General features: G+C 59.1%; 21 protein-coding genes. 14 read left to right on the forward strand and 7 right to left on the reverse strand.

Features of this window, described 5'->3' with window-relative positions; translation table 11 throughout:
- Positions 1-150: 150 nt before the first annotated feature.
- Positions 151-633: a DUF4168 domain-containing protein gene (locus G9X67_RS05160; protein WP_171598318.1), complete on the forward strand. Its 483-nt coding sequence runs from the start codon at positions 151-153 to the stop codon at positions 631-633.
- A 225-nt stretch (positions 634-858) separates the two neighbouring features.
- Here G9X67_RS05160 and G9X67_RS05165 read toward each other — a convergent pair whose 3' ends face one another.
- Complete coding sequence (locus tag G9X67_RS05165; protein ID WP_138387292.1) at positions 859-1,245, reverse strand: ectoine synthase; 387 nt, start codon at positions 1,243-1,245, stop codon at positions 859-861.
- Between the two features lie 130 nt (positions 1,246-1,375).
- Here G9X67_RS05165 and G9X67_RS05170 point away from each other — a divergent pair, with 130 nt between their 5' ends.
- The 11 genes from G9X67_RS05170 (at position 1,376) to G9X67_RS05225 (ending at position 14,121) form a co-directional block, all read left to right on the forward strand.
- Positions 1,376-2,254 carry a LysR substrate-binding domain-containing protein gene (locus tag G9X67_RS05170; protein ID WP_171598319.1) on the forward strand — a complete coding sequence of 293 codons (879 nt, stop codon included), beginning with the start codon at positions 1,376-1,378 and terminating at the stop codon, positions 2,252-2,254.
- A 222-nt stretch (positions 2,255-2,476) separates the two neighbouring features.
- Entirely contained in the window at positions 2,477-4,132 is a 1,656-nt protein-coding gene (locus G9X67_RS05175) for an EAL domain-containing protein (RefSeq protein ID WP_138334831.1), read from the forward strand.
- Between the two features lie 75 nt (positions 4,133-4,207).
- Positions 4,208-4,717: a hypothetical protein gene (locus G9X67_RS05180; RefSeq protein ID WP_171598320.1), complete on the forward strand. Its 510-nt coding sequence runs from the start codon at positions 4,208-4,210 to the stop codon at positions 4,715-4,717.
- A complete protein-coding gene (locus G9X67_RS05185) occupies positions 4,714-5,886 on the forward strand; it encodes a class I SAM-dependent methyltransferase (protein WP_138334833.1) in 1,173 nt (390 codons plus the stop codon). Before G9X67_RS05180 ends, G9X67_RS05185 begins: the two co-directional genes overlap by 4 nt.
- Complete coding sequence (locus G9X67_RS05190) at positions 5,883-8,240, forward strand: SpoIIE family protein phosphatase (protein ID WP_171598321.1); 2,358 nt, start codon at positions 5,883-5,885, stop codon at positions 8,238-8,240. The genes G9X67_RS05185 and G9X67_RS05190 overlap by 4 nt, the downstream gene beginning before the upstream one ends.
- 3 nt (positions 8,241-8,243) lie before the next feature.
- On the forward strand, positions 8,244-8,804 hold the full coding sequence (locus G9X67_RS05195) for a hypothetical protein (protein ID WP_138334835.1): 561 nt from the start codon (positions 8,244-8,246) through the stop codon (positions 8,802-8,804).
- Positions 8,805-8,811: 7 nt separating this feature from the next.
- Positions 8,812-9,150 carry a hypothetical protein gene (locus G9X67_RS05200; protein ID WP_138334836.1) on the forward strand — a complete coding sequence of 113 codons (339 nt, stop codon included), beginning with the start codon at positions 8,812-8,814 and terminating at the stop codon, positions 9,148-9,150.
- 436 nt (positions 9,151-9,586) lie between these two features.
- Positions 9,587-9,898: a lysozyme inhibitor LprI family protein gene (locus G9X67_RS05205; RefSeq protein ID WP_348649102.1), complete on the forward strand. Its 312-nt coding sequence runs from the start codon at positions 9,587-9,589 to the stop codon at positions 9,896-9,898.
- Between the two features lie 226 nt (positions 9,899-10,124).
- Positions 10,125-10,778: a hypothetical protein gene (locus tag G9X67_RS05210; protein WP_138334838.1), complete on the forward strand. Its 654-nt coding sequence runs from the start codon at positions 10,125-10,127 to the stop codon at positions 10,776-10,778.
- Positions 10,779-11,503: 725 nt separating this feature from the next.
- Positions 11,504-13,279, forward strand: coding sequence for an adenylate/guanylate cyclase domain-containing protein (locus tag G9X67_RS05220; RefSeq protein WP_138334840.1), 1,776 nt, complete (start codon positions 11,504-11,506; stop codon positions 13,277-13,279).
- Positions 13,280-13,536: 257 nt separating this feature from the next.
- Positions 13,537-14,121: a GNAT family N-acetyltransferase gene (locus G9X67_RS05225; protein WP_171598322.1), complete on the forward strand. Its 585-nt coding sequence runs from the start codon at positions 13,537-13,539 to the stop codon at positions 14,119-14,121.
- Positions 14,122-14,343: 222 nt separating this feature from the next.
- Here the strand turns inward: G9X67_RS05225 and G9X67_RS05230 are convergent, their stop codons facing one another.
- Entirely contained in the window at positions 14,344-15,330 is a 987-nt protein-coding gene (locus G9X67_RS05230) for an MBL fold metallo-hydrolase (RefSeq protein WP_138334841.1), read from the reverse strand.
- A 48-nt stretch (positions 15,331-15,378) separates the two neighbouring features.
- Here G9X67_RS05230 and G9X67_RS05235 point away from each other — a divergent pair, with 48 nt between their 5' ends.
- Entirely contained in the window at positions 15,379-16,359 is a 981-nt protein-coding gene (locus G9X67_RS05235) for a LysR family transcriptional regulator (protein WP_138334842.1), read from the forward strand.
- Positions 16,360-16,607: 248 nt separating this feature from the next.
- Here the strand turns inward: G9X67_RS05235 and G9X67_RS05240 are convergent, their stop codons facing one another.
- From G9X67_RS05240 to G9X67_RS05260, 5 genes are all read right to left on the reverse strand, one after another.
- Positions 16,608-18,740, reverse strand: a complete 2,133-nt coding sequence (locus tag G9X67_RS05240; RefSeq protein WP_138334843.1) for a beta-galactosidase — start codon at positions 18,738-18,740, stop codon at positions 16,608-16,610.
- 14 nt (positions 18,741-18,754) lie between these two features.
- Positions 18,755-19,900, reverse strand: a complete 1,146-nt coding sequence (gene ugpC / locus G9X67_RS05245; RefSeq protein WP_138334844.1) for a sn-glycerol-3-phosphate ABC transporter ATP-binding protein UgpC — start codon at positions 19,898-19,900, stop codon at positions 18,755-18,757.
- A gap of 46 nt (positions 19,901-19,946) precedes the next feature.
- The gene (locus G9X67_RS05250) at positions 19,947-20,798 is read right to left on the reverse strand and encodes a carbohydrate ABC transporter permease (protein WP_138334845.1); all 852 of its coding nucleotides are present in this window, start codon (positions 20,796-20,798) and stop codon (positions 19,947-19,949) included.
- A complete protein-coding gene (locus G9X67_RS05255) occupies positions 20,798-21,682 on the reverse strand; it encodes a sugar ABC transporter permease (protein WP_131620361.1) in 885 nt (294 codons plus the stop codon). Before G9X67_RS05255 ends, G9X67_RS05250 begins: the two co-directional genes overlap by 1 nt.
- Before the next feature lie 253 nt (positions 21,683-21,935).
- Positions 21,936-23,210, reverse strand: a complete 1,275-nt coding sequence (locus G9X67_RS05260; protein WP_171598323.1) for an ABC transporter substrate-binding protein — start codon at positions 23,208-23,210, stop codon at positions 21,936-21,938.
- Positions 23,211-23,405: 195 nt separating this feature from the next.
- Here G9X67_RS05260 and G9X67_RS05265 point away from each other — a divergent pair, with 195 nt between their 5' ends.
- Entirely contained in the window at positions 23,406-24,623 is a 1,218-nt protein-coding gene (locus G9X67_RS05265; RefSeq protein ID WP_138334847.1) for an ROK family protein, read from the forward strand.
- Positions 24,624-24,918 lie beyond the last annotated feature (295 nt).

Raw genomic sequence — 24,918 nt, forward strand, 5'->3', positions numbered from 1 at the left:
GCCGCCGCTCAATCGTCAGTAAATCGCCCCGTTACCGCCGCACCGTGCCCTCTTAAAGGTTCCATCGTCGCGACCTCGCCCGGCCTTTGAGTGGCTGAGCGATCGACCGAGGCGGTCTTGCTGCCGATAAAATCATGCACTTGAAGAGGAATGAACATGATCACTCGTTACACATCTGTCGCAACATTGAGCGCGGCAGTCTTCAGTCTGCTTGCTTTCAGCCCGGCATCCGCTGTCGACATGGCCCAGGCGCAACAGCAGCCGGCACAAGCGCAGCCCCCGGCACAGGCGCAGCCGCCGATGCAGGGACAGCCCGGCGGCAGCGGTGCGGCCGCCCCCGTCAGCGATCAGAAAATCGAAGCCTTCGCCGTTGCCTATCTGCAGGTCGACAAGGTGAGACAGGAATATTCCGCCAAGATCGGCGCGACGAAGGACGAGGCTGCCAAGCAACAGCTGCAGGAGGAGGCCAAGAAGCAGATGGTCGATACCGTCCAAGCTTCTCCCGACATCTCCGTCGAAGAATATTCGTCGATCCTGACGGCCGCGCAGAGCGACCCGGCTCTGGCCAAGAAGGTACTGGAAAAGATCGGCACGCCGCCGCCGGGCCAGCAACAACAGCAACCGCAGCAATAGGCTGCACGTAGCGTTCAAGTCGCCACGAATAGGGAGCGGATGTCCTGTCGTTCGCGCCGGCAGCAGTGCCCGTCATTTGCCGGGCTCTGCTGTCCATCTCGGCAGTCGACAAAGAGATCGGCTAGAACAGGATGATTTTAGGCCGGATCGGCCTAAAATCTGAATCCTATTCTACATCATATAGTTAGAGCAAAACCGCTTACACTTTCGGCATCATGCTCTGGTTCAGTATTGCGACCCGCTCTTGTTGTCCAGGTCGTGCCGTTCGGTGCCCGTCAGCGGCGGGTTGAAGATGCTGACGAGAACGAGATCCTGATCCTTCCCGCCGCGCAGATAATGGCGGTCGTGCTTGTCGAGCACGTAGATATCGCCGGTGCGGATCGGAAAGACATTGCCGTCCATATCCTCCACTTCGCCCTCGCCCTTGATGCAGTAGCAGGCCTCCAGGTGATTGCGGTATTGGAGCAAGGCCTCGCTATTGGCGCGAACGACGGTATGGCACACCGTAAAGCCCATGCCATCGTCTTTGGTCAGCAGCCGGTGGCTCGTGCCGTTGCCCCAATCGACGAAACGCTCGGTGAGCTCCACCTCTTTCAGATTTCTGACGAACATCGCCGATTCCCCTGATAAATTATTGAAGATACGGTGATGATTCATTTTCATCGCCCGCAACAATTAGCTATTGAAATCACTGGAATTTTCAAATGATGATTTCTGCGTCATCTGTGAGGAAATTTTACAAATGCAATTGCCGCCGTTAAACGCTTTGCGCGCTTTCGAAGCCACGGCCCGCCTGATGAGCCTTTCGAAAGCGGGCGACGAGCTGCACGTCACTCATGCGGCGGTCAGCCATCAGATCAAGCATCTGGAAACCTGGCTCTGCCGCAAGCTGCTGCAGAAATCGGGCCGCGGCATTACGCTGACCGCAGCCGGCGGTGAATATTACCGGGCCGTCTCCGGATCGCTGGCGGCGATCGCGCATGCGACCGGCAATATGCGGCGCGATCACGACATGCGCGCCATCACCGTCGGCTGCATTCCCTCAATCGCATCGCGCTGGCTCGTCCCCGCCCTGCCCTCCTTCCAGGAAAGCGCCTCCGATCTCGACGTCAGGATCGTCTATGCCCGCGCCGAAGAACGCTTCGACGACGAGAGCCTCGACGTACTGATCACCATGGGCGAGGATCTGAGCGGGGGCAGGGAAAGCCGCCTGCTCTTCTCCCGCCGCAACCAGCCCGTCACCAGCCGCCATTACCTTGCCAAACGCAACTGGACGATCGACGACGTCTCGATCGCCGGCGCCGATCTGCTGCACGACGAATCCGTCGATGGCTGGAAGGAATGGTTCCGCAAGGCCGGCCAGACAGCGCAGGAGCCGCTTCGAGGGCCGATATTTCAGGATTTCAACATGCTGGCGACGGCCGTAATCGCCGGCCATGGCGTGGCGCTCTGCCCTGTCGAGGTGTTCCGCCGCGAGATCGAACGCGGCGATCTGCTGGTGCTTTCCGAGATCGCCACGGCAGAGAACCAGGGCTATTACGTCATATCGAACAGCTGGGCGAAAAAGCCGGTCGGCCGCTTCATCGACTGGTTCATGACCGAGTGCGGATCGGGCGCGTGAGATCCCCTGCCCTCAGTTCATCGAAGGGTCGCCGCCGAGGCGATGGATGCAAATGGGTCGCGGTAATAAAGCGTGGCATAAGCCCATCCGTGAGCGAGTTGGGCAGAGGTTGGGGATTGTTAATCAGAAATGCCTAATGTAAATCTTGGCGTGCACAAGTTGTGCGGGGGCTGATTTGCTACAATATCTGGTTATGACATGAGACTAGGGAGGGCCTCGGACATGCGGAAAATTCATGCTGCCCCCTCGGCGCTCGGACAAACAGAGGCAAAAACTTCGAGCTCAATCGACCGGCTTTTGTTCTTTGATCGCGATTTCAATCCCGTCGAGAATTTGCTCGGCAATGAGCTGCCTGCTTCTGTCAAACCAGCAGCGTCGTTTTGGGAGCATTTTCCTGAATTGGACAAATCGGCGATTACACTCGCCCTCCGTTCATTGGGCGACAGTGCCCAACCCTTGCAAATATCGGGGGATCTTGGCGCGCCCGCGTCGCACGGACTGACGATCTATCGGATCGGAGATCTGTTTGCCGTGGTTCGGTCCGAGGAATCTATCGACGATGAGCGCGCAACTCTTTTGCATCTGGCCACCCACGATCCGCTCACTGGACTGCCGAACCGACGCCAGTTCAGCGAGGACCTCGCTGTGTTGTTACGAGAGACCGCAGGCTCGAACGAGACTCTGTCCCTGATGCAACTCGATCTTGACGATTTCAAACCCGTCAACGACACGCTTGGGCATCCGGCAGGCGACAAGCTTCTTCAGCTCGCTGCAAGCCGCATTCAAGGGTGCCTTGCCAGGGACGACAGGGCCTATCGACTGGCGGGTGACGAATTCACCGTCATATCAAGAGGCCCAGGACATCCCGCCAAAGGACACCAGTTAGCAGAAGCTTTGGTTGATGCATTCAAAAAACCCTTCACGATTGATGGCATCGCGCTATTTGTCGGTGCCAGTATCGGCATATCTGCTGCTCCACCGGACGGTACAAGTCCGGAGCAGCTGATGAAGGCGTCCGACGTCGCACTCTACGCCGCGAAGAAGGACGGGCGCGGTCGTGCAAGACCGTTTGATCCCTCAATGCTTGAGTTGCTGGAACAACGCGAACTGCTGCGCCGCAGCCTTCGCATGGCCCTGGTCCAGCAACAATTCTCTATTGAGTACCAACCCATCGCCGAGGGCGGCAGCATTGTCGGCTTCGAAGCATTGCTGAGATGGCACCACCCTCTACTTGGAAAAATCCCACCAACGGCATTTATTCCGATGGCCGAGGCCGATGGAATAATGCCGGAAATAGGGGCATGGGTTTTGGAGCAGGCATGTCGCGAGGCAATGAAGTGGCCGCAGAACTACATCGTCGCGGTCAATTTGTCCGCGGCTGAATTCTTGACAAACGGCCTCACCGATCGCGTATCCCAAACGCTGGACTTGATCGGGTTGCCGCCAGACCGTCTGGAGCTTGAGATAACCGAAAGCGTGCTGCTTGAGCGCACCGTCAACAATATCGACACCTTGAATACGCTCAACGTGCTAGGGATACGAATCTCGCTTGATGATTTCGGGACCGAATATTCTTCGCTCAGCTATCTGAAGACATTCCCGTTCGACACGATCAAAATCGACAAATACTTTATCACCGACCTCGAAAGCGATCTGAAAAGCCAGGCAATCGTCCGCTGCATCGTTAACCTCGCACATGACCTCGACATGCAGGTGACGGCCGAAGGGGTTGAAACGCCAGGTCAGGCGGAATGGTTGCGCAGTGTGGGCTGCGACAGACTTCAAGGCTATTTGATTAGCAGGCCGCTTCCGGTCCAGGCGATTGGCGAATTCATCACCCGGGCGGACACATCCGCAAGCCCAGCGCTACCACAGTGAACAACCGATTTTCGCCGTGCCTTTAGCTATGGCATGCATCAACCTGACGCCCCAGGCAAAAGAAGGGAGGGTGTATTGGAACAGGAAGCAGCTAGCTTCGATGACCATGCATTTGCGCCGATGGTATCGCTGGAACTGGACGTTGCGATGTTCAAATCCCGATGGCAGTTTTGCGACGGGATTACCGAATATCTCTCAGACATTCTCGGCCAAGGTCACAGCGATCCCGCTCGATATTCCAATTTTCTTTCCGTCGCGACGAACGAGTTCATCGAACTTGCTTTCCGTTCGACGAGCGAGCTGGGAAGGATAAGGTTCAGTCTCTACCGGAATGCGACATTCAATCGGCTGAGAATTGCGTTTCCTTGCGAGGAAGCATTTGGCCGAAAGCACATGGATGCGAGAGCAAGCGAACACCAGCCTGTCCCGGGCGCCGGCTCTGGATTCGTGGTCACGAAGTCCGATGGGGCGATTTTGCTCAGAGATTTGGCAGCAATATTCCGCGCCACGATCCGAATTGAGCAAGACGGCGAACAAGAGATTCAAATCATTGCGGATTTCCCCTCGGTCGAGGACTTCCGATGAGCCTGCTTCCCCTACCCTTCACTGTTCATTTTGATCCGACAAATCAGGAGCTGTTGCTGTCTGGCAAGATGCGGCCTGAAAGCGCCACTGAAATTGCCGATGCCCTCAAGCTGGTGCAGCAAAGTTTGGAAAAATACAGTGGGGTCGTTTACGTCAATGTCAAACGTCTGACGCACATCAACATGACTGCCTTCGCGGCCCTGGCCGATATACTCGCGGCAAGTTGCCGGATCAGACCGGAACGGAAGATCGTCATCATTACGTCGAGCGTGGTGGCATGGTCGACCTCGTTATTCCAAACGCTGGCGGCATCACAACCAAGCCTGTCGGTTGAAGTCTACGATTCGGCATTTTATCCGGGCCAGAGCTTTGTCGAGGATGAGACTTTCATTCCCATTCTGCGCACCCAGACGAAAATGACATGGAGGCACGAACGCGAACTGTTGCCTCGCCACGGCCTGCGCAGCGGTCTTGTCATCGCAGATATCTGTTGCGGAATTGGTGATTTCGCCGCCTTGGTTCAACGGGAATTTAGACCGGCACGCCTTGTCGCGCTGGATCATTCCGTGCGTAGCCTCGAATATGCCCGCAGGGTCGCGGCCGACTTCGATCTGCAGGGAATCGAGTACACCTATGGCGACGCTTCCCAAATGCTGCTGCGAGACAATCAATTTGACTTTGTGACCTGCCGACATTCGCTGCAGATTTTCAACCGTCCCGAGATGCTGCTCAGGGAGCTTTACCGCATCTGCAAGCCTGGCGGCCGTGTCTACATCACCAACGAAAAAAACTCGCATTGTCTGGGCGAGCCACATGCTGAATCCATAAGATGGACTTACGAAGAAGTCGCCAAACTGTTCAGGCACTTCGACATGGATGTCGAGATGGGGCCGAAAAGCCGCCACCTCCTCGCCGACGCGGGGTTCGATAACATCAAGGTCGATTCATTTATGGTCACGAATCTTGATGGGGATCCCCAGGACTTCGCAGACATCATCGAAGCATGGGAAAATGTCTACGCGGGTGAGATGGCCGTTCGACGGGGCGACTCGTCAGATTTCATTCGCAGGTTCCGGCAAGGATTCAAAGATCATATCTTTGCTGCTCTTCACCCCAAGGGTTATGCAGGCTGGCCGATCTGGGCAGCCTCCGGCCGAAAGCCGCTGTGATGGACGGGAAATCGAAGAGACCGGCAAGGCTAGGCTCATTTCGGGCAAAGTTCATTTTGGTCGTCGGTGGAGCTGTCCTCTTTGATCTGCTGGTCAGCGGTGGACTGGCGCTTTGGAATGTTCAGAGGCTGTCGCGCGACGCCACCCTGGAAGTCGGACAGGGTCTGGAAGCGGCAAGCCAGGAATACATCCGCACATATGCCGATTCCACCGCAGCACAGGTGAGTTTGCTCCTGCGGCAGGTTCACAACGACGTCAGCACCTTGGCGGGTGTGCTCCAGGCGCAGATCGACGATCCCGAGCGTAATTCCGTTGTCGGCGCGGCGATCGCCCGCACATCTCCCGGCAGCGTCAGCCTGTCCTACGATCAAAAGGCGAACTGGTCTCAGAACGCTCCGGGCTCAGTCTCCGTCGTCAGCGTCTGGAGTTACTTGCTCGGAGAAGACCACAACCCAAGACCCGACGTTCAGACCGATATCCAGACCAGCGCGGTTCTAGACCTTGTCGCACCTAGCTTGCTGCAGCACGGGGCTTCAAAGCTGCAGATGTATTACATCGGATCGAAAGAACGACCAATCTTCAGAACAGCGCCCTATACCGACCAGGCTCAGACCTTCGACCGCCTTTATCCTGGTCATAACGAGGCCAATTTCTGGGACTTCTTTTTTCCCGGACTTTATGAGTCCTGGCAGGGCTGGGCCAAGGATATGAAAACGAGGCCGGTCGCGGACGATATAACCCAGACAGCGCCCTATACGGACGCCATTACCGGGAAACTGATCGTTTCTTTCTTTCAACCACTATGGACAGCCGACAGGAAGGATGTCGCCGGGACGGCTGGCGCGGACATTACGCTCGACCAGCTCGCGCAGACTGTAGAAAATGTGAAAGTGGCCCAGTCCGGCTTTGGATTTCTCGCAATGTCCGACGGAAACGTTGTGGCGATCAACAGCACAGGCGAAAAAACGCTCGGTCTGCGTTCTGCGAGCGATGCGAGCGGAAGCGGAGTGACCGGACTGGAGCGCTCCCTGAAGGGAAGCTCCCAGCCGGCGATAGCGAGCCTGGCCCTTGACCGCGAACTGGGCATCCAACATTTGTCGTTGCAGCGGGACGGCAGCCAGGTCCCCTATATCGTTATCGTCAAGAAACTCCCCGCGACCAATCTCTGGTCCAGCGGCCCGGTTCGGCAAGAGGCGATGTCTCTTGGAGTGGTTGTGCCTGAACGAGAAATCCAGGCCTCCCTCTATGCGGCTCAAGCCAAAATTTCGGAAGCTACCAACCGGATCGTGATCTACCAAATCCTGGCGATCCTAATGTCACTGCTTGTTGTAGCTATAGCAGTAATTGCGGCTTCGAAACGAATAACGAGCGGAATCAGTGCACTTGCAGATGCCGCCAAACGGATTCAGGCGAAGGATTATTCGGTCAGGGTGGCCATAACAAGCAAAGATGAGGTCGGCGAGGCTGGTGAAGCATTCAACCGGATGGCCGAACAGATCAGCTATCACACGGAAAATCTCGAGCAGCTTGTCGAAGAGCGAACAGCTCAAATCGAAGATGCAAAGGAAGAGATTTCGACGCTAAACGCACAGCTCCAGCGAGAAAACAGACGTCTCGGGACGGAACTCGCCGTCGCCGAGAGAATCCAGCTCATGGTTCTTCCGCTGCACCAGGAGCTTGAGGAGTTTCAGGCCCTTGAGATCGCAGCCTATATGAGACCTGCAGAAGAAGTCGGCGGCGACTACTACGACGTATTGAAGAACGGAAGCCGATTGAAGATTGGCATCGGCGACGTCACCGGACACGGGCTCGAAAGCGGCGTGCTGATGTTGATGGTTCAGTCCGTCGCCCGCGCCCTGCAGGAAGCAGGAAACACCGATGCAGTCAAATTTCTCACAGACCTGAACAGCGCCCTGTTTAAAAACATAGTGAGAACCAAAATCGATAAGCATCTCACGCTGGCGTTTCTTGACTACGACGGCAAAGAGATGATCCTGTCGGGACAACACGAGGAAGTTGTCGTCGTGCGGGCGAACGGCGAGGTCGAGCGCATAGACACCATGGATCTGGGTATACCGATCGGGCTGGAAGCCGATATTTCTGCCTTCATTAAAACCCGCGAAATAACCTTCGAGACGGGCGACCTCATACTCCTGCATACGGACGGCGTAACAGAAGCCGAAAACGACGCTGGAGAACTCTTTGGCATCGAACGTCTATGCCGCGAAGCACTGCGCTTGAAGGACCAGAGCGCTGAGAAAGTCGTTGCCGGAATTATAGCGACATTAATGCTCTTCATAGGATCGCAGAAGATTTACGACGACATCACGCTTCTCGCAGTGCGACATAGGTGAGACATGACGCCAACGGTATATGGTATCGAATCTCTGACGGGCATAAGCCTAGATTCAAGCACTCGCCTCACGTTAAGCGACGGACCGCTTCAGCTCGGATGGAAGCACTCAGGAATGACGTCGGACTTTATAGCGGAAGTCATGGCTCTGCGGTATTCACGTTCAAGGAAGGACTATGTGCAGGCGCATCATGACATCGGATATCTCAGCAATGAGTTGATCGAAAATGCCGTCAAGTTTCGACAGCCTGGGGAGATCCTCATTGAAGCCGGCATATTGGACGGTACTTTTTTAATAAGGGTGAAGAACACGATCGATGGCGTGACATCCTCTCGCTTTCAGCAACTGCTGCATCGCCTTCAATCGAGGGACCCCGGGGAACTTCTTCTTGAGCAAATCGAAACCAATGCCATATCGGCAGAAAGCGGTTCGGGCTTGGGGTTGCTGACCCTTCTGAGCGATTACGACGCAAAAATGGCATGGGCATTCGAAGACAATAATGACCAGCGTGTCATCCTGACGACAACTGCAGCCGTGGCAATGCCGCCCTCCTCCAATCTGTGAGCGAAGAATGGAAATCAGCGACGAAAACTTCCGCGTATGGGCTGAGAAAAACGAGGTCTATTTCGATGGCGTATTCCGGCTGGCGGGACCGGACGCCTACGCGCCCATTTATTCATTGATATCAGGCCTGCTTCATGAGGGGCACAAACAGGTCACGTTCAACCTGACGGGTCTCGAGTTCCTCAATTCCTCTGGCATAAATCTCCTGGCCAAGCTGACGATTGAAGCCAGAAAGATGGACGACCTCCTGCTCGTCGTCAAAGGCACCAGCCAATATCCTTGGCAAGCGAAATCACTGCCGAATCTCAAGAAGTTACACCCGCTTATCGATTTGCGCTTGGCGTGATTCTCTATTGAATTCGGTTTGACACTCTCGCAAAACTCAGCGAGGCGTCCTCTATCAAGTCCATATCTTTTCGATAACAGGCCAGCGGCTCCCGGATCGGCGAGCTGCTTCCAGTTATGCCCAAGGTATGGCCGACATACCTGCTGATCGAAAATGGACTGCAAGACTGGAATGTATCGTGCTCGCTCAGCACGGCGTACCAAGGTAATGAAACCGTCACCAACCCATGGAAAATGATTGGTGAGATGACGTCGACTTGATGGAAGGGAGCAGAAGTGGGGTTAAAACCAGCAACGAGGCATGCGGTGTTTGGATATTCATTCAATCGGAAAGAGGTCCATCATGAGAATTTTGTTGCTGTCCGCCACTTTGGTCCTGACGACGTCAACGTTCGCATTTGCAGATGATAACTGCGGCGAAGACAAATCAGTCAGACATGAACATCTGCGCTGCTGAATCCCTGAAGAAGTCGGATGCGGAGATGAACAAGGTCTACAAAGAGATCGAAGGTCGGCTGGAGGATGATGCCGACACGACCAAGCTTCTCGTAGCGACCCAGAAGGCATGGATTGCATTCCGTGATGCCGAGTGCAATTTCCAAAGCTCGACGGTCCAGGGTGGCACCGCCTATCCGTTCGTCAGCAGTTCGTGCCACGACGGCCTGACTCAAAGCCGCACGGAGGCGCTCAAGGTTTACCTGAGGTGCAACGACGGGGACCTGGACTGCCCGGTTCCGGGGGCAAATTAAACATCTGAAATATCGAAGTTACGCCTCGGCTCCGCGGTCTCTCGCCTTCCCGTCCCGTCGACCGTTCCGACCAGGAATCGTTAAGTATACGAAGCCGTGTAGGACTATAGACGGGATCGGCATCGGACCTCGGTCCGATGTGCAAGGGGCGATCGACGTCTAACCTCTCCTACCTGCTCAAGCCGTGCATCTGCCCGGCGCTTGATGATCTGGTTCGGAGGAAACGATGCGGACAGCAACCCTAGCGTCCTTGGCCTTGCTCTCGCTGGCTCTTGCAGCAAGCCCGGTAACGATTGCCGGGATCGACATGGCCGCACTGGCAAAGAGCGGGGGAAACGGCGGCGGTAACAGTGGGGGCAATAGCGGCGGCGGTGGTCATGGCGGCGGTGGTGGAAACAGCGGCAACCATGGCAGCAGCAGCCAAGGTAGCGGTTCAACCCATGGCAGCTCCAAATCGCAAGGCGTGAAAGGCAAGTCCAGCGAGGCGGCAAGCAAATCCAAGTCCGTCAAGGCAGACGAGACCAAAGTCAGCACGAAAGAAAAGAACCTGTCGGCGCAACTTGCGGGCCTGAACTCCTTGAAGCGAAACTACAAGGCGTTGATGCATACGTCGGACCCACGCATGACGGCGATCTCGGCCTACGCCATGGCCTATGCCCAGTATGAACTCGACAATGGAATCGAGCCCGCGGCCGATGACCCTCTGTTGGGGGACGAGGCGCTGGAGGACGCATTGGCTTCCGCAACAAAAACCGGTGAAGTCAGTCCGGCGGTTCTGAACCAGGCCAAAACCATTCTCGGGGTTGGCGACGCAAACGGGAAGATTGATCAAATTCGCACCTCGCTGGAGAACGCCGCGCCGGCGACATCAGACGAATAGCCGCGAATTCAGGTGCGAGCAGTGTGGAGCTGACAAGTATAGCTCCGCACTAAATTAAGAGAGCATTTCCGTTTTGTTTGAGTACGGGAATGCTCTTTTTTTGCATATTTTCGAACACAGACCGCTGCGCCAGCGAGCGAGGGTCGGTTAGGAGGCTCCCGCCAAGTCGCTGTTCTTTGAAACCATCGACACGCTTGTCGACTGGAGGCGGTCCTGGTTGGACTTGGTGTGGAGGAGCAGCAGCCTTGCTGGGGATGGGAACTATGCGCCAGAAGGGAGACGTCACTGATCATTGTTCACATTCTGTTTTTGACTTCGGCCATATCGGCGGGGTGACTGTTCCATGATCCGCTTGAACGCCGTGCTAGAGGCGTGCTCAGACGAATATCCCAGCGATACAGAAATTTCGGCCATTGTTTCCTCGCCCTGTATCAGTTTCGTTCCTGCCGACATCATTCTCCGGCGGGCAACGTAGGAGATCGGCGTTTCGCCGACGCGCCTTGGGAAGTACTGGGCGAAGCTCGTGCGGGACATCCCCGCCTTGCGGGCGAGGTCTTCCAGTGTCCAGACGTGCGATGGCCGGCGATGAAATTGCCATCCGGGGAGATATGTTGCGCAGCAGCGGCTCGCCCACTAAGACATCGCCCAAGATCGCTCAGAAAAGAAGCGAAAGTTCCGTCTTGCCCACTGTCTTCCTGCTATAGTGGAGAAGAGGAGACGGCTCAATGGGCGAGAATCGCAAGCTGGCCGCAATTCTGGCCGCCGACGTGGTCGGATACAGCAGGCTCGCGAGCGCGGACGAAGATCGTATTCTGGCGAGGTTGCGGGCACTGCGTAGCGACCTGATCGATCCAACTATAGCTGTGCACAACGGGCGCGTGATCAAGCGCACAGGCGATGGGGCATTGGTCGAATTCCGCAGCGTGGTGGACGCCGTCCGCTGCGCCGTCGAGGTGCAGAATGCCATGGTCGAACGCAATGCCGGCGTGCCCCAAGACCGCCGTATTGAGTTCCGAATCGGCATCCATTTGGGAGATGTGGTCGAGGAAAGCGACGGTGACCTGATGGGCGACGGCGTCAATATCGCGTCGCGCCTGGAGGGCGTCGCAGCGCCGGGCGCCATTTGCCTGTCGGAGGATGCCTATCGCCAAGTCAAGGCGAGGCTCGATCTCTCCGTCACCGATCTCGGCAGCACACAGCTCAAGAACATCGCCGAGCCGATTCGGATCTATTCGCTCCAGGTCGGCGTCGCCGCACTGGCAAAGTCAACAGTGACCGCCTACGCCGCCGCTAGTCGCGTGCCAGCCGCATCGCCGCCGGCGCTCTCGATTGCCGTGCTGCCCTTCGCCAACATGAGCGGTGATGTCGAGCAAGAATACTTCGCCGATGGCATCTCCGAAGACATCATCACTGCTCTGTCGAAGCTGTCGCAGCTGTTCGTCATCGCCCGCAACTCGTCGTTCACCTTCAAGGGCCGGAACGTGAACGTCCAAGAGGTGGGCCGCGGCCTTGGCGTGCGCTACGTGCTGGAGGGCAGTGTCCGCAAATCGGGCAGCAGGGTGCGGATCACCGCACAGCTGATCGACGCGACATCAGGCGGCCATCTGTGGGCGGAGCGTTTCGATCGCGACCTGACCGACATCTTTGCCGTGCAGGACGACGTAACGCAGCAGATTGTCGGCGCACTCGCGCTCAACCTGAGAGAGGGCGACCAGCAGCGGCTGGCTGCGGAGCAGACCGAGAGCCTGGAAGCGTATGACTGCTTCCTTCGGGGCCGTGAACACATGTGGAGGTTGACGAGAGAGCAAAACACGCAGGGCCGGGAACTGTTGCAACGCGCCATCGAGCTTGACCCGAAATTCGTTCCGGCCTACGCGTTCCTCGCCGTCACACATGGGCTGGCCTACATAAATCAGTGGAGCCAATCGCCGTCGAAATCGCTTGATCAGGCGATTGAGGCTGCCACGCGGGCGGTGGCGCTCGACGATCAATATCCCTACGCACATTGGGCGCTCGGCGTCGTCAAACTGCACTCGCGACAGCACGACGCGGCCATCGCCGAGGCCGAACGCGTGATCGCGCTTGCTCCCAATTTTGTCGAGGGGTACGAGAATCTCGGCAACGCACTACACTATGCCGGAAGGTCGGCCGAGGCGCTCGCCTATTTCGAACGGGCAATGGCCCTGAACCCCTATTACCCGGACCTGTTCCTGCACTTCTACGCGCAGGCGATGTTTCAGCTAGGCAGGTACGAGGAGGCCGTCGTCATCCTGAAGCGGCGGCTCGTCCGTAATCCAAACACAGACGTCTCGCGAGTGCTGCTGGCGGCGAGCTATGGTCACTTGGGGCGCTTCGAGGAGGCGCGCGGTGAGTGGGCGGAAGTGTTCCGAATCAATCCCGATTATTCCCTGGAGCACAGGCGCAAAGTACTGCCCTACAAGAACCCTGCCGATTTCGAACGCATTGTGGACGGCCTGCGGCAGGCTGGCCTGACTAGCTGATTGTTTGCCGCCAGCGGCAATGGGCCATAGCTTCTGTGCGGGGTCCACCGATGCATGCTCTCTGGTTTTGGGCCGGATGGTTCGCATCAGATTGTCCGAGAGACGTGCTCATGGGGCGCCAGACCAAGACTACGCCAAAAGCGGCCCAACCGCTGAGCCAGCAGCAACCGGTATCGCTCCCAAGCCATCCGGGTTACGATGCGCAGCTGAGAACGAGGGCGGGCGCCTCGTCGGACCACCTACGTCAGGAGGGCAGTGTGAAATCGCCGACAGTGAGAGTTATGGCCGCGGCCGAGGAAGATCTGGCGGTCGAAACGGTCATGCTGGCATTTGCTGCGGATCCTATGGCGCGATGGACCTGGCCGCACGCACACCAGTACCTTGCGGCCATGCCCCGAATGATCCGGGCGTTTGGGAGCAGCGCATTCTCTAACGGAAGCGGCTTTTGCACCGACGGCTACGCCGGGACGGCGCTGTGGTTATCGCCCGGGGTGCATTCCGACGAGGAAGGGCTTGGTGCGGTGCTCGAGAGCACGGTTGCGCGCTCTCTTGCCCCCGAAACCACGGCCATATTCGAGCAGATGGCCGCGTACCACCCGAGCGAACCACATTGGTACCTGCCCCTGATCGGCGTCGACCCAGCGCATCAAGGCCAAGGTCACGGCGACGCCTTGATGGCGTACGCACTCGCACGGTGCGATCGCGATCACGCGCCAGCCTATTTGGAATCCTCGAACCCGCGCAACATTCCGTTCTACCGACGCTACGGCTTCGAGCCGCTCGGCGCAATCCAGGCCGGTTCGTCGCCGACGCTCGTCCCGATGCTGCGGCGGCCGCGTTGAGCTTCAGTTCGATCAGATAGTTTGTGGCATACGGGCGGCGCAGAGCGCGCGGCACAGCCGCGAAACGAAGATGGAACGGACCGGCGAGAACTTTGCCGGCGGGCGCCCAGTCGGGTTATAGGCGATGCCCGCTTTTAGAAGTCGGATGATGTAGCTTTGACGGCCGACATGAGGGCACAAAGCAGCCCTATCGAACGAAACCTCTCGACGGCCGCACCCGGGTCAAAACTGCCAGCCCGCCGGAACCCAGGCATAACCCATGTCGGTCTTGAGCATTCGTCCGAGCCCCGGGAAAGGGTAATGAAATCCGAGAACAAGGAGCCTATCGGTCGCAGCCATATCGAATATGCGGCGGCGCGACGCGAGCGCGGTATCCTTGTCTCTATCAGGTCCGGGTCGCCATGGATGGTCGATGTTGACGACCGGGTGATAGGCAAGGTCCGCAGTGAGGAGCAGTTGGTCGTTTCCTGAGTGGACCAAGAATGTTGCCATGCCAGGCGTATGTCCGGGCGCAGCTATCGTGGTGAGACCCGGCACGATTTCCGCACCTGCCTCGTAGAGCTCGATGTCCTTTGCGATCGGCTCGACACTCCGTTTGATCGCCGCTGCGAACCGGTCACGAAAGTCCCTTGGTACCGGCATGTAGGAGAGATCGGGATCGTTGCGCACAAAAAAATCCCAGTCTGCCCGGGGTGCGTAGACGGTGGCATTGGGAAACGCTTTTTTGCCTTCGGAAGTGCTGAGATTGCCGACGTGATCAGGATGCGTGTGGGACACCACGATCGTGTCGATATCGCCTGCATCGAGACCGATGGCGGCGATATTGTCGAACACACGCCCGGCATTCGGTCCCATCGTGGCCCCGGCTCCCGCCTCAAGCAATATCCGCCTGTCGCCGACCTCAAGCAGCAGCGTGTTGAGTTGAAGGGTCATGTGATCGGTAGGAAGGAAAGCGCGACGAAGGACCTCCTGCAGTTCGGCCTCCGGAGCATCGTTGGCATAGACCGTCGGTGGGCCGCCGATCACGCCATCGCTCAAAACTGTCGCTTTGATCTGCCCGACCCGAAATCGATAATATCCAACATTACGGGCGTCCCGGCTCTGCACCTGCGCCTTGCCTGATCCCGCGGACCCTCCGAGCAGCAGAGCGGACGTTCCAGCAACCGCTGAAACCATGACCGTTCGCCGGTTCAATGTGAGTCGATCCATTGCTTTTCCTTTCAGTCGATAGTCCGCATGTGCGGGTGAGGTATTTAGATGACCTCAAATCACTGCGCTGATAAGACGAATAAATCTACGCAGCTTGATAAGGTAAGCTTCGCAATGGATCAGTTTCGTTTGGATAGCCTGGATGTTTTTGCGGCGATCGTCAGGTGCGGCGGATTCAGGGCCGCCGCCTTGGAGCGAGGCGTTTCATCATCGGCACTCAGCCAGACAATCAACGCTTTGGAAGAGGCGCTCGGCATTCGTCTGCTCAACAGGACAACAAGAAGCGTTGCGCCGACAGATGCGGGACAGCGTCTCCTGCAGCGCCTTGGTCCAGCTTTGACGGACATCCGTCTCGCAGTCGATGACCTTAACCAGTTAAAGGAAAACCCGTCCGGCACCCTTCGCATCAATGCGCCCGGCCCCGCAATCGATCACCTGCTCTGTCCGGCAATGTTCACCTTTATGGACACATACGCGGATATCAAGGTCGAACTCATCAGCGACGCAGCGGTCATCGACATCGTCGAGCAAGGCTTTGACGCGGGCGTTCGGTTCGGAAAGCAACTGGCACAAGATATGATCGCAGTGCCGCTGGGACCATCGCTTCGATACGCGATCGTGGCGTCGCCGGATTATATTGCAAAGCATGGCCTGCCCCTGACCCCCAATGATCTCGCCGGCCACAACTGTATTCGACGACGATTTCCCGGTGGCACGCTGGTATCCTGGAAATTTGAAAAGGGCGGAGACGCGCTGGAAGTCTTGCCGGAGGGGCGATTGACGGTAAGTTCGGCACACAACGAACTGCAGGCCGCTGTCGCCGGATGCGGATTGGCCCATATCTTCGAGGACTACGCCACACCCCACCTGACGAACGGCCGGTTGACCGAGGTTCTGAAGGACTGGAGCCCTCTTTTACCAAGCTGGTATCTTTATTACCCGAGCAAAAGACACTCCAGCGCCGCCATGCGAGAACTGGTGAGCTTCTTGCGCTCCTACGATTGGAAGCTGTCCCGGATGCCGGCTTAATTGAACGGTCATGACCTACGATGACTCGCTTCTCGACCTGAAAGGACGACGCCGACAAGGTTGTGATCGGCGCGTCTGCGCTATGAATGAGTCCTTCCGCTGGCAGTCCTCTCCATCATGCTCGGGATCGACCGGAGCATCGACAATGGCACCCGTCAGCGCCCGTGATATGGGTCCTCGGTTCAAGGCCGAGGACGACGGAGAATGCAGCAGCAGCCCTCGCCAAGCTTTCGCCTGGCGAGCGCAACTCACCCCGCGAGCTCGATGATCGCGCAGCCGTAGCCTTCGAGATCGAGCCTACCAGCAACGGGCTTTTCGTCATCGAGGAGATCACGGCCAGCGGAAACGCCGCCGATGGCGGCCGGCTGGTCGGTGTAGTTCTGGATGAACAGCAGCCGGCGGTCGTCATTCATCCGCATGGTCACCTCGACGCCCTCGGGAAGGTCGCCGATCAGCGGCTCGATGCCGACGGGTGCAAACAGCCGCTCGGCAAGAGCTGCCGTCAGATCCGGGGTGAGATAGGTGCCGACATAGACCACCTGCCCCTTGCCGAGTTTGCGCGATGTCGCCATCGGCTGGCCCTCGGCATAGCGGTTGGACCAGGCCGCTACCACCTCGACATCGCTTGCGATCGCCAGGTTTTCATAGAAATAGCCGCCGACCAGTTCGCGGTTGCCGATCTTGAAGCGGCGTTCGCGGCGGCGCGATTCCGCCGGCTTGTTCGGCGGAATGACAAGCCCGCCCGAACGTTCCATCACATCGAAGAGCCCGTTGGCGCCGGGGGCAGCGAGACGGCCGAAATCCTCGACACGCACGCCTGTGAGCTGCGATAGCGAGGTGCCGGGCGCGGTCTCGCGGATGACGTGGTTGTCTTCGTTGCGCGTGCCGGTGCGCGCACCGATGACGACGGTGCCGCCTTGCTCCGCGAAGGATTTCAGCCTCTCGGTCCATTCGTCCTTCCACATCACCCAATGGGGCACATAGAGCAGCTTCAGCTTGGAAAGATCGTCCTCGGGATGAATGAAACCGCAGGCGATGCCGCGGTCGTAGCAATATTGGTGCAGCAGGATCGCATCGTCCTGCGGGCTCGGCAGGCCGATCGGATAGGTCTTATGCGCTTCCTGATTGTCGAAATCGGAGCCGGCGATGCCGACATCCATGCGCACATAGGTGCCGAGGATCTTGTCCTTCAGCGCCGTCATTTCGGTCGCGAAGCGCTTCGCCTCGTCATAGCGGTGGCGGCCGATATCGTCATGATCGATGATGCCCATCCAGTAGATCTCGGCGCCGAAATGGGCGGGCCGCCAGCGGAAGAACATCAAGCCGTCAGCGCCGTGGGCAACCGAGGAAAGCGCCATGCGGCGCAGTTCGCCCGGCTCCGGCGTCAGCGTGCAGAAACCCGGCTGGCTGCCGAAGCCCGACTGTTGCTCGGGAACGATGTAGTTGCCGGAGAAGCCGCGGCAGATATCGAGGTGCAGCGCCTGGACCTTGGCGTGGTTTCCGAGCCGCTGGAACTCGTCATAGAGCATCGGGTAGATGTCGTAGCCGACGAAATCGAGATCGGTGGTGAACTGGCCGCGAAAGTCGATATCCCTGAGGCCCCCGAGATTGTGGAAGACGAACCAGGAAGGCTTCACGGCGCGCAGGATCTCGACCTGATCATGCTGGAAACGCGCCGTCGAAAAGGCCAGGAAACGGTGATAGTCCTGCAGATGGCCGGGGCTCGGGAAGGTCGGGCCGAACTCGATCGGCAGCACCACCTGGTCGAAGCTGTCATAGGCAGTCGCCCAGAAATTGCCGCCCCAGGCCGTGTTGAGCTTGCCGATCTCGCCATATCTGCCGGCAAGGAAGGCCTGGAATTCGGAAAGCGTCGCCCTCGAAAAGCTCTCCGGCATGCTGGTGTTCAGCTCGTTGTCGGTCTGCCAGCCGACGACCAAAGGATTGTCGCGATAATGCTCGGCCATCGCTTTGGTGATGCGCCGGCTGTGTTCGCGAAAGACCGGACTTGCCGTGTCGCAATGCTGGCGCGAGCCATGGCTCATCGGTCGGCCCTTGCCGTCGACCCTTAAGATCTCCGGATGCGCTACGGTCAGCCAGCGCGGCGGCGTTGCCGTCGGCGTGCACATGATCGTGTCGATGCCGTAGCGCCCGAGCACGGCGATGGCGCGGTCGAACAGATCGAAATCGAAGGTGCCGAGCTTCGGCTCGAGAATATGCCAGGCGAATTCGGCCATTCTGACCACGTTGAAGCCGGCCTTCGCCATGCGCTCGGCGTCGCGCTCCCAGTAGCTTTCATCGACGTGCTCGGGATAGTGCGGGGCGCCGACGAGGAAGCGGTCGGTGTTGACGGGGTTCCATACGGAGAGGGTCTTGTCGGACACGGTGGTGTTTCCTGTTATCTGTCGAGGATCGACTTGCGGGCGCTGATCGTGCGTCCGCCATCGGGTGAGAAGAGATAGAGTTCGTTGGCGTCGAGCTTCAGCGCCACGTTCTGATCGGCGGCAAAAGGCGCGACGTAGCTCAGTTGCACCGTGATGTTGCCGGTGCCGCTTTCCGAGGCGATGGTCCTCAGGTTGCCGGCGTCGACATAGAGAATGGTTTCGCGCCCGAGATGCTCGACCAGCCGGACCGCACCGTTGATCGCCCCGCCCTGCGCCCCGTCGGCGACCATCGATATGTTTTCCGGCCTCACACCGAGCGTCAGGCTGGCGCCCTTCGCCAGCACCGTCGCCTCCGCCAGCTCCACCGTCACCGGCACGAGGCCCGGTGCGGAGACCGTGACATTGCGGCCGGACACCTCGTCGAGGGTAACGCCGAGGAAGTTCATCCGCGGGGCGCCGAGAAAGCCCGCGACGAAGAGGTTGTCAGGGTTGCGGTAGAGTTCGAGCGGCGAGCCGACCTGCTCGATCACCCCCTGGTTCAAGACGACGATGCGGCTTGCCATGGTCATGGCCTCCACCTGGTCGTGGGTGACATAGACCATGGTGGCGCCGAGCTCGGCGTGCAGGCTGCTGAGTTCGACACGCATCTGGGTTCGAAGGGCCGCATCGAGGTTCGACAGCGGCTCGTCGAAGAGGAAAACGTCGGGCGAACGGGTGATGGCCCGGCCGATCGCCACGCGCTGCCGCTGCCCGCCGGAGAGCTGCTTCGGCCGTTTCCCCAGCTGGTCGGTGATCCTCAGGATCTTGGCTGCGCGCGCCACCGCCGTCTCGATCTCGGCCTTCGGGCGCTTGGCCATGCGCAAACCGAAGCCCATGTTCTCCGCCACCGTCATATGCGGATAGAGCGCGTAGGACTGGAAGACCATGGCGATGCCGCGATCCCCCGGCTCCTGTTTGCTGACGTCGCGGCCGTTGATCAGGATCTGGCCGGAGGAGATCTCCTCCAGGCCGGCGATCGTCTTCAAAAGCGTGGACTTGCCGCAGCCGGAGGGGCCGACCATGACGATGAACTCGCCTTGCGCTACGGAAAGATCGATGCCGCGCAGCGCATGATAGGCGCCGTAATTCTTGTTGATCTGTCGGAGTTCGAGACTGGTCATGCGTCCTGGCTCTCTGCTGTTGAAAACTTGATATCGAGGCGCTGGCTCATCCCTTCACCGCTCCCATCGTCAGGCCGGCGATGAAGTGACGCTGCATCAGGAAGAACATGATGACGGGCGGCACGGCGACGACGATGGTGCCGGCGGAAATCAGGTTCCAGGCCGAGACCCACTCGCCGCGAAGATTGGCAAGGCCGGCGGTCACAGGTTTGACGGAGTCGCTGACAGTCAGCACCACGGCCCAGAAATAATCGTTCCAGATGAAGGTGAAGATCAGGATGGCGAGTGCGGCAAGCGCCGGCCGCACCAGCGGGATCGCCACATGCCATAGCGTCTGGAAGGGAGACGCCCCCTCGGCGCGCGCCGCCTGGAACAGTTCATCGGGCAATGCTGCGATGAAATTGCGCATGAACAGCGTCGCAAAGCCGGTCTGGAAGGCCACATGGAAGATAATCAGCGCCGCCGTGGTATCGATCAGGTCGAGCCGGACCATCAGGTCGCGCACCGGGATCATCATGATCTGGTGCGGCAGGAAGTTGCCGCCGACGAACAGCGCGAAGATTAGCATGTTGCCGGGAAAGCGGTAGCGGGACAGCACATAGCCGGCGAGCGTGGAGAGCACCAGCACGCCGATCACCGAGGGAATGGTGATTGTCAGGCTGTTGAGGAAGTAGCGGGCCATGGGTGTCTGCGTGAAAACCGCCGTATAATTGTCGATGACGCCGATGCCGGTCGGCCATCCCCACAGATTGCCGCCCATCACATCCTCGGTCGAGCGGAACGAGGTGAGGATGATCGCAAACAGCGGGCAGAGCCAGAGCAGGAGGACGATGACGACGGCGAGCACGTAGAGGCGGCGCTGCCAGACGGCGGCATCGGGAATGGGACGAGGATACATCAGCCTCCCCTTTCTTCGGTATGGATGATGCGGCTGAGATACCAGACGATGAAGACGGCCATGATCACGAACAGCACCGAGGCGATCGCCGCGCCGTAACCGAAGCGGTAGGAGAAGATCGACTGCTCGAACATCTGGTAGGCGAGAACCGAGGACGAACCGAACGGGCCGCCGTTCGTCATCACCGACACCATGTCGAAGGAGCGAAGCGCCCCGACGACGGTGACGGCAATGGCGATGAAGGTAACCTGGGTCAGCTGCGGCAGCACGATGTGCCACAACATGTTCCACCCCCTTGCCCCGTCGACGCGCCCTGCCCCGATCAGCTCTTCGCTCAAATTGTTGAGACCAGCGAGATAGAGCACCATGCAGAAGGTGATCTGCGGCCAGAGTGCTGCAATCACGATGGCGAAAGTGACGAAATGCTCGTCGGAGAGAACCGCCGGCGCCGTCGCCCCGAACGCCCTGAAGATCAGCGCGAGCAACCCGAACTCCGGCGTATAGACCCAGGTGAAGACGACGCCGACCGTCACCGAGGCGAGCACCAGCGGAATGAAGAACAGCGACTTCAGGAAGCGCATGCCGCGGATTTTCTGGTTGACCAGCAGCGCGATGGCGAGCCCGAGAGGTGGTGCCGCCATGAACATCACCAGCCAGATCAGGTTGTTCTTCAGCGACACGTAGAATTGCGGATCGTTGTAAAGCTCGACGTAGTTGCCGAAGCCGATCCACACCATTGGGCCGAAGCCATCCCAGTCGTGCAGGCTGATCCAGAGGCTCCTGACCGCCGACAGCAGGATGACCGTGAAGAACAGCACGATCGCGGGCGCGATGAGCAAAGTCGGGGTGAGCCACCAACGCTGGCGGCGCCATAACATCAACATGTCCAGAGCCTCAAATTATTTACAAGAGTGGAGCACAGCTCCGCCCGCAGCTTGTTGGCAAACCTCATTCTTTACTCGGCGTCATCCTCGGCCTTGTGCAGAGGATCTGCTGCACCGTCGGCAGATGCTCGGGAAAAGCCCGAGCATGACGAAAGACGAGTTGGCCGACTTTGTAAGCGGTCTCAGGAGCGGGCTGACGCCCGCTCCTAGGAGTGGAGGCACGCCCCTACTCCCTGCGTCTCCGGGAGGAGAACTAGATTTTGTAGATGCGCTTGCGTGTGCTTTCGAGGCGCGTCAGGATCGCCTTCCGCCGGTCGGGCTTGGCCATGAACTCCTGGAAGCCGACAAGACCCGCCTGCGCCATGTCGGGGTCGCTGTCGCGGTCGTAATATTGCGACGTGCCCTGCACCGTCTTCATCGTCTCGACGGCGGTATTCACCAGCGGATCCTTGCTCGGCGGCAGATCGCTGCGTGGCGGCACGTTGCCGCCCGGCTCCAGATAGGCCGCCAGATTCTCCGGCTTGTAGAAATAAGCGAGGAAGTCGCGTGCGCCCTGCTTGTTCTTGGCCTTGGCGGGAATGTGGATCGAATTGACCGAGAACTCCTCGAAGTGGCCGACCTTGGCGTCGAGCACCGGGAAGGTCGCATAGGAGAGCTGCGGCAGATCTTCGGCGGTGAAAGCCGAGCGCAGGAAAGCGCCGAGGTTCATCATGCCGGCCTTCTTTTGCGCCAGGAGCGCCGCGGCCTCCTGCCAGCCGAAGGACGTATGGTTCTCCGTGAAGAACCCCTTCGAAATCATCGCCTCCCACTGATCGAAAACTGCCGTCAGCGCGGGATCGAGATAGCTCATCTCGCCGTTCATCAGCGCCATATGCTTGTCGAGGCCGTTGATGCGAAGGTTCATCTGGTCGAACCAGCCGGCCGCCGGCCATAATTCCTTGGTGCCGATCGCGACCGGCGTGATGCCCGCGGCCTTGCACTTGTCGCCGTAGGCCATGAACTCTTCAGCCGTCTTCGGCACGGTCAGGCCATGCTGCTCGAACACATCCTTGCGATAGAACATGCCCCAGAGCGTGCCGCCTGTGGGGAGGCCGTACTGCTTGCCGTCTTCGGTGACGGCCCCTGCCGTCGCGCCGAGCACGTCCTTATATTTCTCTTTCTCGAAAAGGTCGGAGATATCGTCGAACAGGCCGCGCTTGACGAAGGCGCGCATGCGGTTGCCCGAAAACCAGGAGCAGACGTCGGGCGCGCCGGCGACGAGATAGTTGCGAATGGCCGTCTTGTGGGCCTCGTGGTCCATATTGTTGATGACGACGTTGACGCCGGCTTCCTTGCTGAAGCCCGCGGCGATCGCCTTCAGCGCATCGAGTGCGGCGCCATTGTTTTCGGCGGAGATCATCGTGACCTCCTGGGCCTGCGCGATCGCCGGGATCGGAAAGCTGCCGGTGACCGCTGCGGCGGAAACCAGCCCCGCGCCCTTCAGGAAGCGCCTGCGGGTGGTCGACGGAAATTGCTTCAAAAATGTCATTGAATTCCTCCCAGTTGATCGATCAACATCTCCCGACCGTCGCCTCCTCCATGAAACGACCGACCAGGCATTCAACGCTGCGATCCGCTCGGCGATTCCAGCGATAATCCGCCTGGCTGAGTTGATCCGCGGCCGAACTTATGCATAGATCTTTGCAGCTCGCAATAATTAATTTACAAAATTAAGGAATGCATCGTGAAGTTAAAAGGCGACCAGACCACGGCGAGAGCCATGAACCGACGCCTCATCCTCAACCTCCTCCGGCGCGAGGGGCCGAGGAGCCGCGCCGACATCGCGACGGTGATTGGTTTAAGTCCTGCCGCCGTCACCTTCGTCGTCGCCGACCTTCTGGAGGAAGGCATCGTCATCGAAGGGAAGACCGTACCCGGCCTCACCGGCCGCCGCCCGATCCCGGTGGATATCAACTACGAGCACGCGCTCGCCATCGGCTTCAAGCTGATGGTCGATTCGGTGGAGTGCGTGGCAACCGACCTTGCCACCAACCCCGTCGCCGCCATGCGGGTAAGCCTCGACGGCCATGACCCGGATAAGGTCGCCGACCTGCTGGCGGGCACCGTTCCCCAACTGGTGAAGCTCGCCGGACGGCCGAACGCGAAGCTCGCCGGCATCGGCATTTCCATGCCCGGCGTTATCAACCACGAACAGACGGCCTGCGTGCGCAGCTACCGATTCAAATGGGACAATGTCCCCCTCGCCTCACTGGTCGCGAGCCGCGTCCATGTGCCGGTCTGGCTGGAGGATGACACTAACGCCTATGCCATCGCCCAGCAGCTCTTCGGGCTCGGCCGCCAGCATCGCAACATGGCGGTTCTCGCCGTCGGCGTCGGCATCAGTTGCGCGCTAGTCATCGACGGCAAGCTCTACCGCGGCGCCAATGGTGCTGCCGGCAAATTCGGCCACACGCTCTATGAGGAGAATGGCCGGCTCTGCGAATGCGGCAAGCGCGGCTGTCTGATGGCCTATCACTCCGAAATCTCGATGCTCCGGCGCTGGCGGGAAGCGACCGGCCGCGAGGAACTCGGACTGCCGGAACTGACGGCTGCGCTCGCATCAGGCGATGCCGCCGCCCTCGCTCTCGTTGCCGATTCCGGCCGCGGCATCGGCACCGCCCTTGCCAATCTCGTCAACATCACCGACCCCGAAGTCATCGTCGCCGGCGGCGAAGCCGTCTCCCTCGGCGATCCTTTCCTGACGCCGCTGCGCGAAGCGCTTTCCGCCCGGACCTTCCGAACCGCCCCGCCCCTCTTGCCCGACTGGGAGGACAATTCCTGGGCCCGGGGTGCCGCCGCTCTGGTCACCCAGAAAATATTCGACTTCGAATCCTCCGGCGGCATCACGGACATTGCCAGCTTGGCGAGTGTCATGACCGCGGGCTCGTCGTCGGCGGCGTAAAGCCGTGAGAGATCGGTGGGATTGCTTGTCGGGTAAGGCGTGCCGTGCAAAGCCCCCCTCTGGCCTGCCGGCCATCTCCCCCACAGGTGGGGAGATTGGCTGGGCTCACTGGCCTCCCCAAACAATGAGAGTCCAGCACGGCGAAACGGTAGACGAGCAGGCAGTTCAAGCCACTTGTCATCTCCCCACCTGTGGGGGAGATGCCCGGCAGGGCAGAGGGGGGCTCCAGGCACACCCTATCACAAGCAACGTTGGCCCGAACCGATGCCGGCCCAATCTTTGACAGTTATCTCAC

Origin of the sequence: Rhizobium sp. WYCCWR 11152, assembly GCF_013087615.1 — a bacterium.
Taxonomy (GTDB): Bacteria; Pseudomonadota; Alphaproteobacteria; order Rhizobiales; family Rhizobiaceae; genus Rhizobium; species Rhizobium indicum.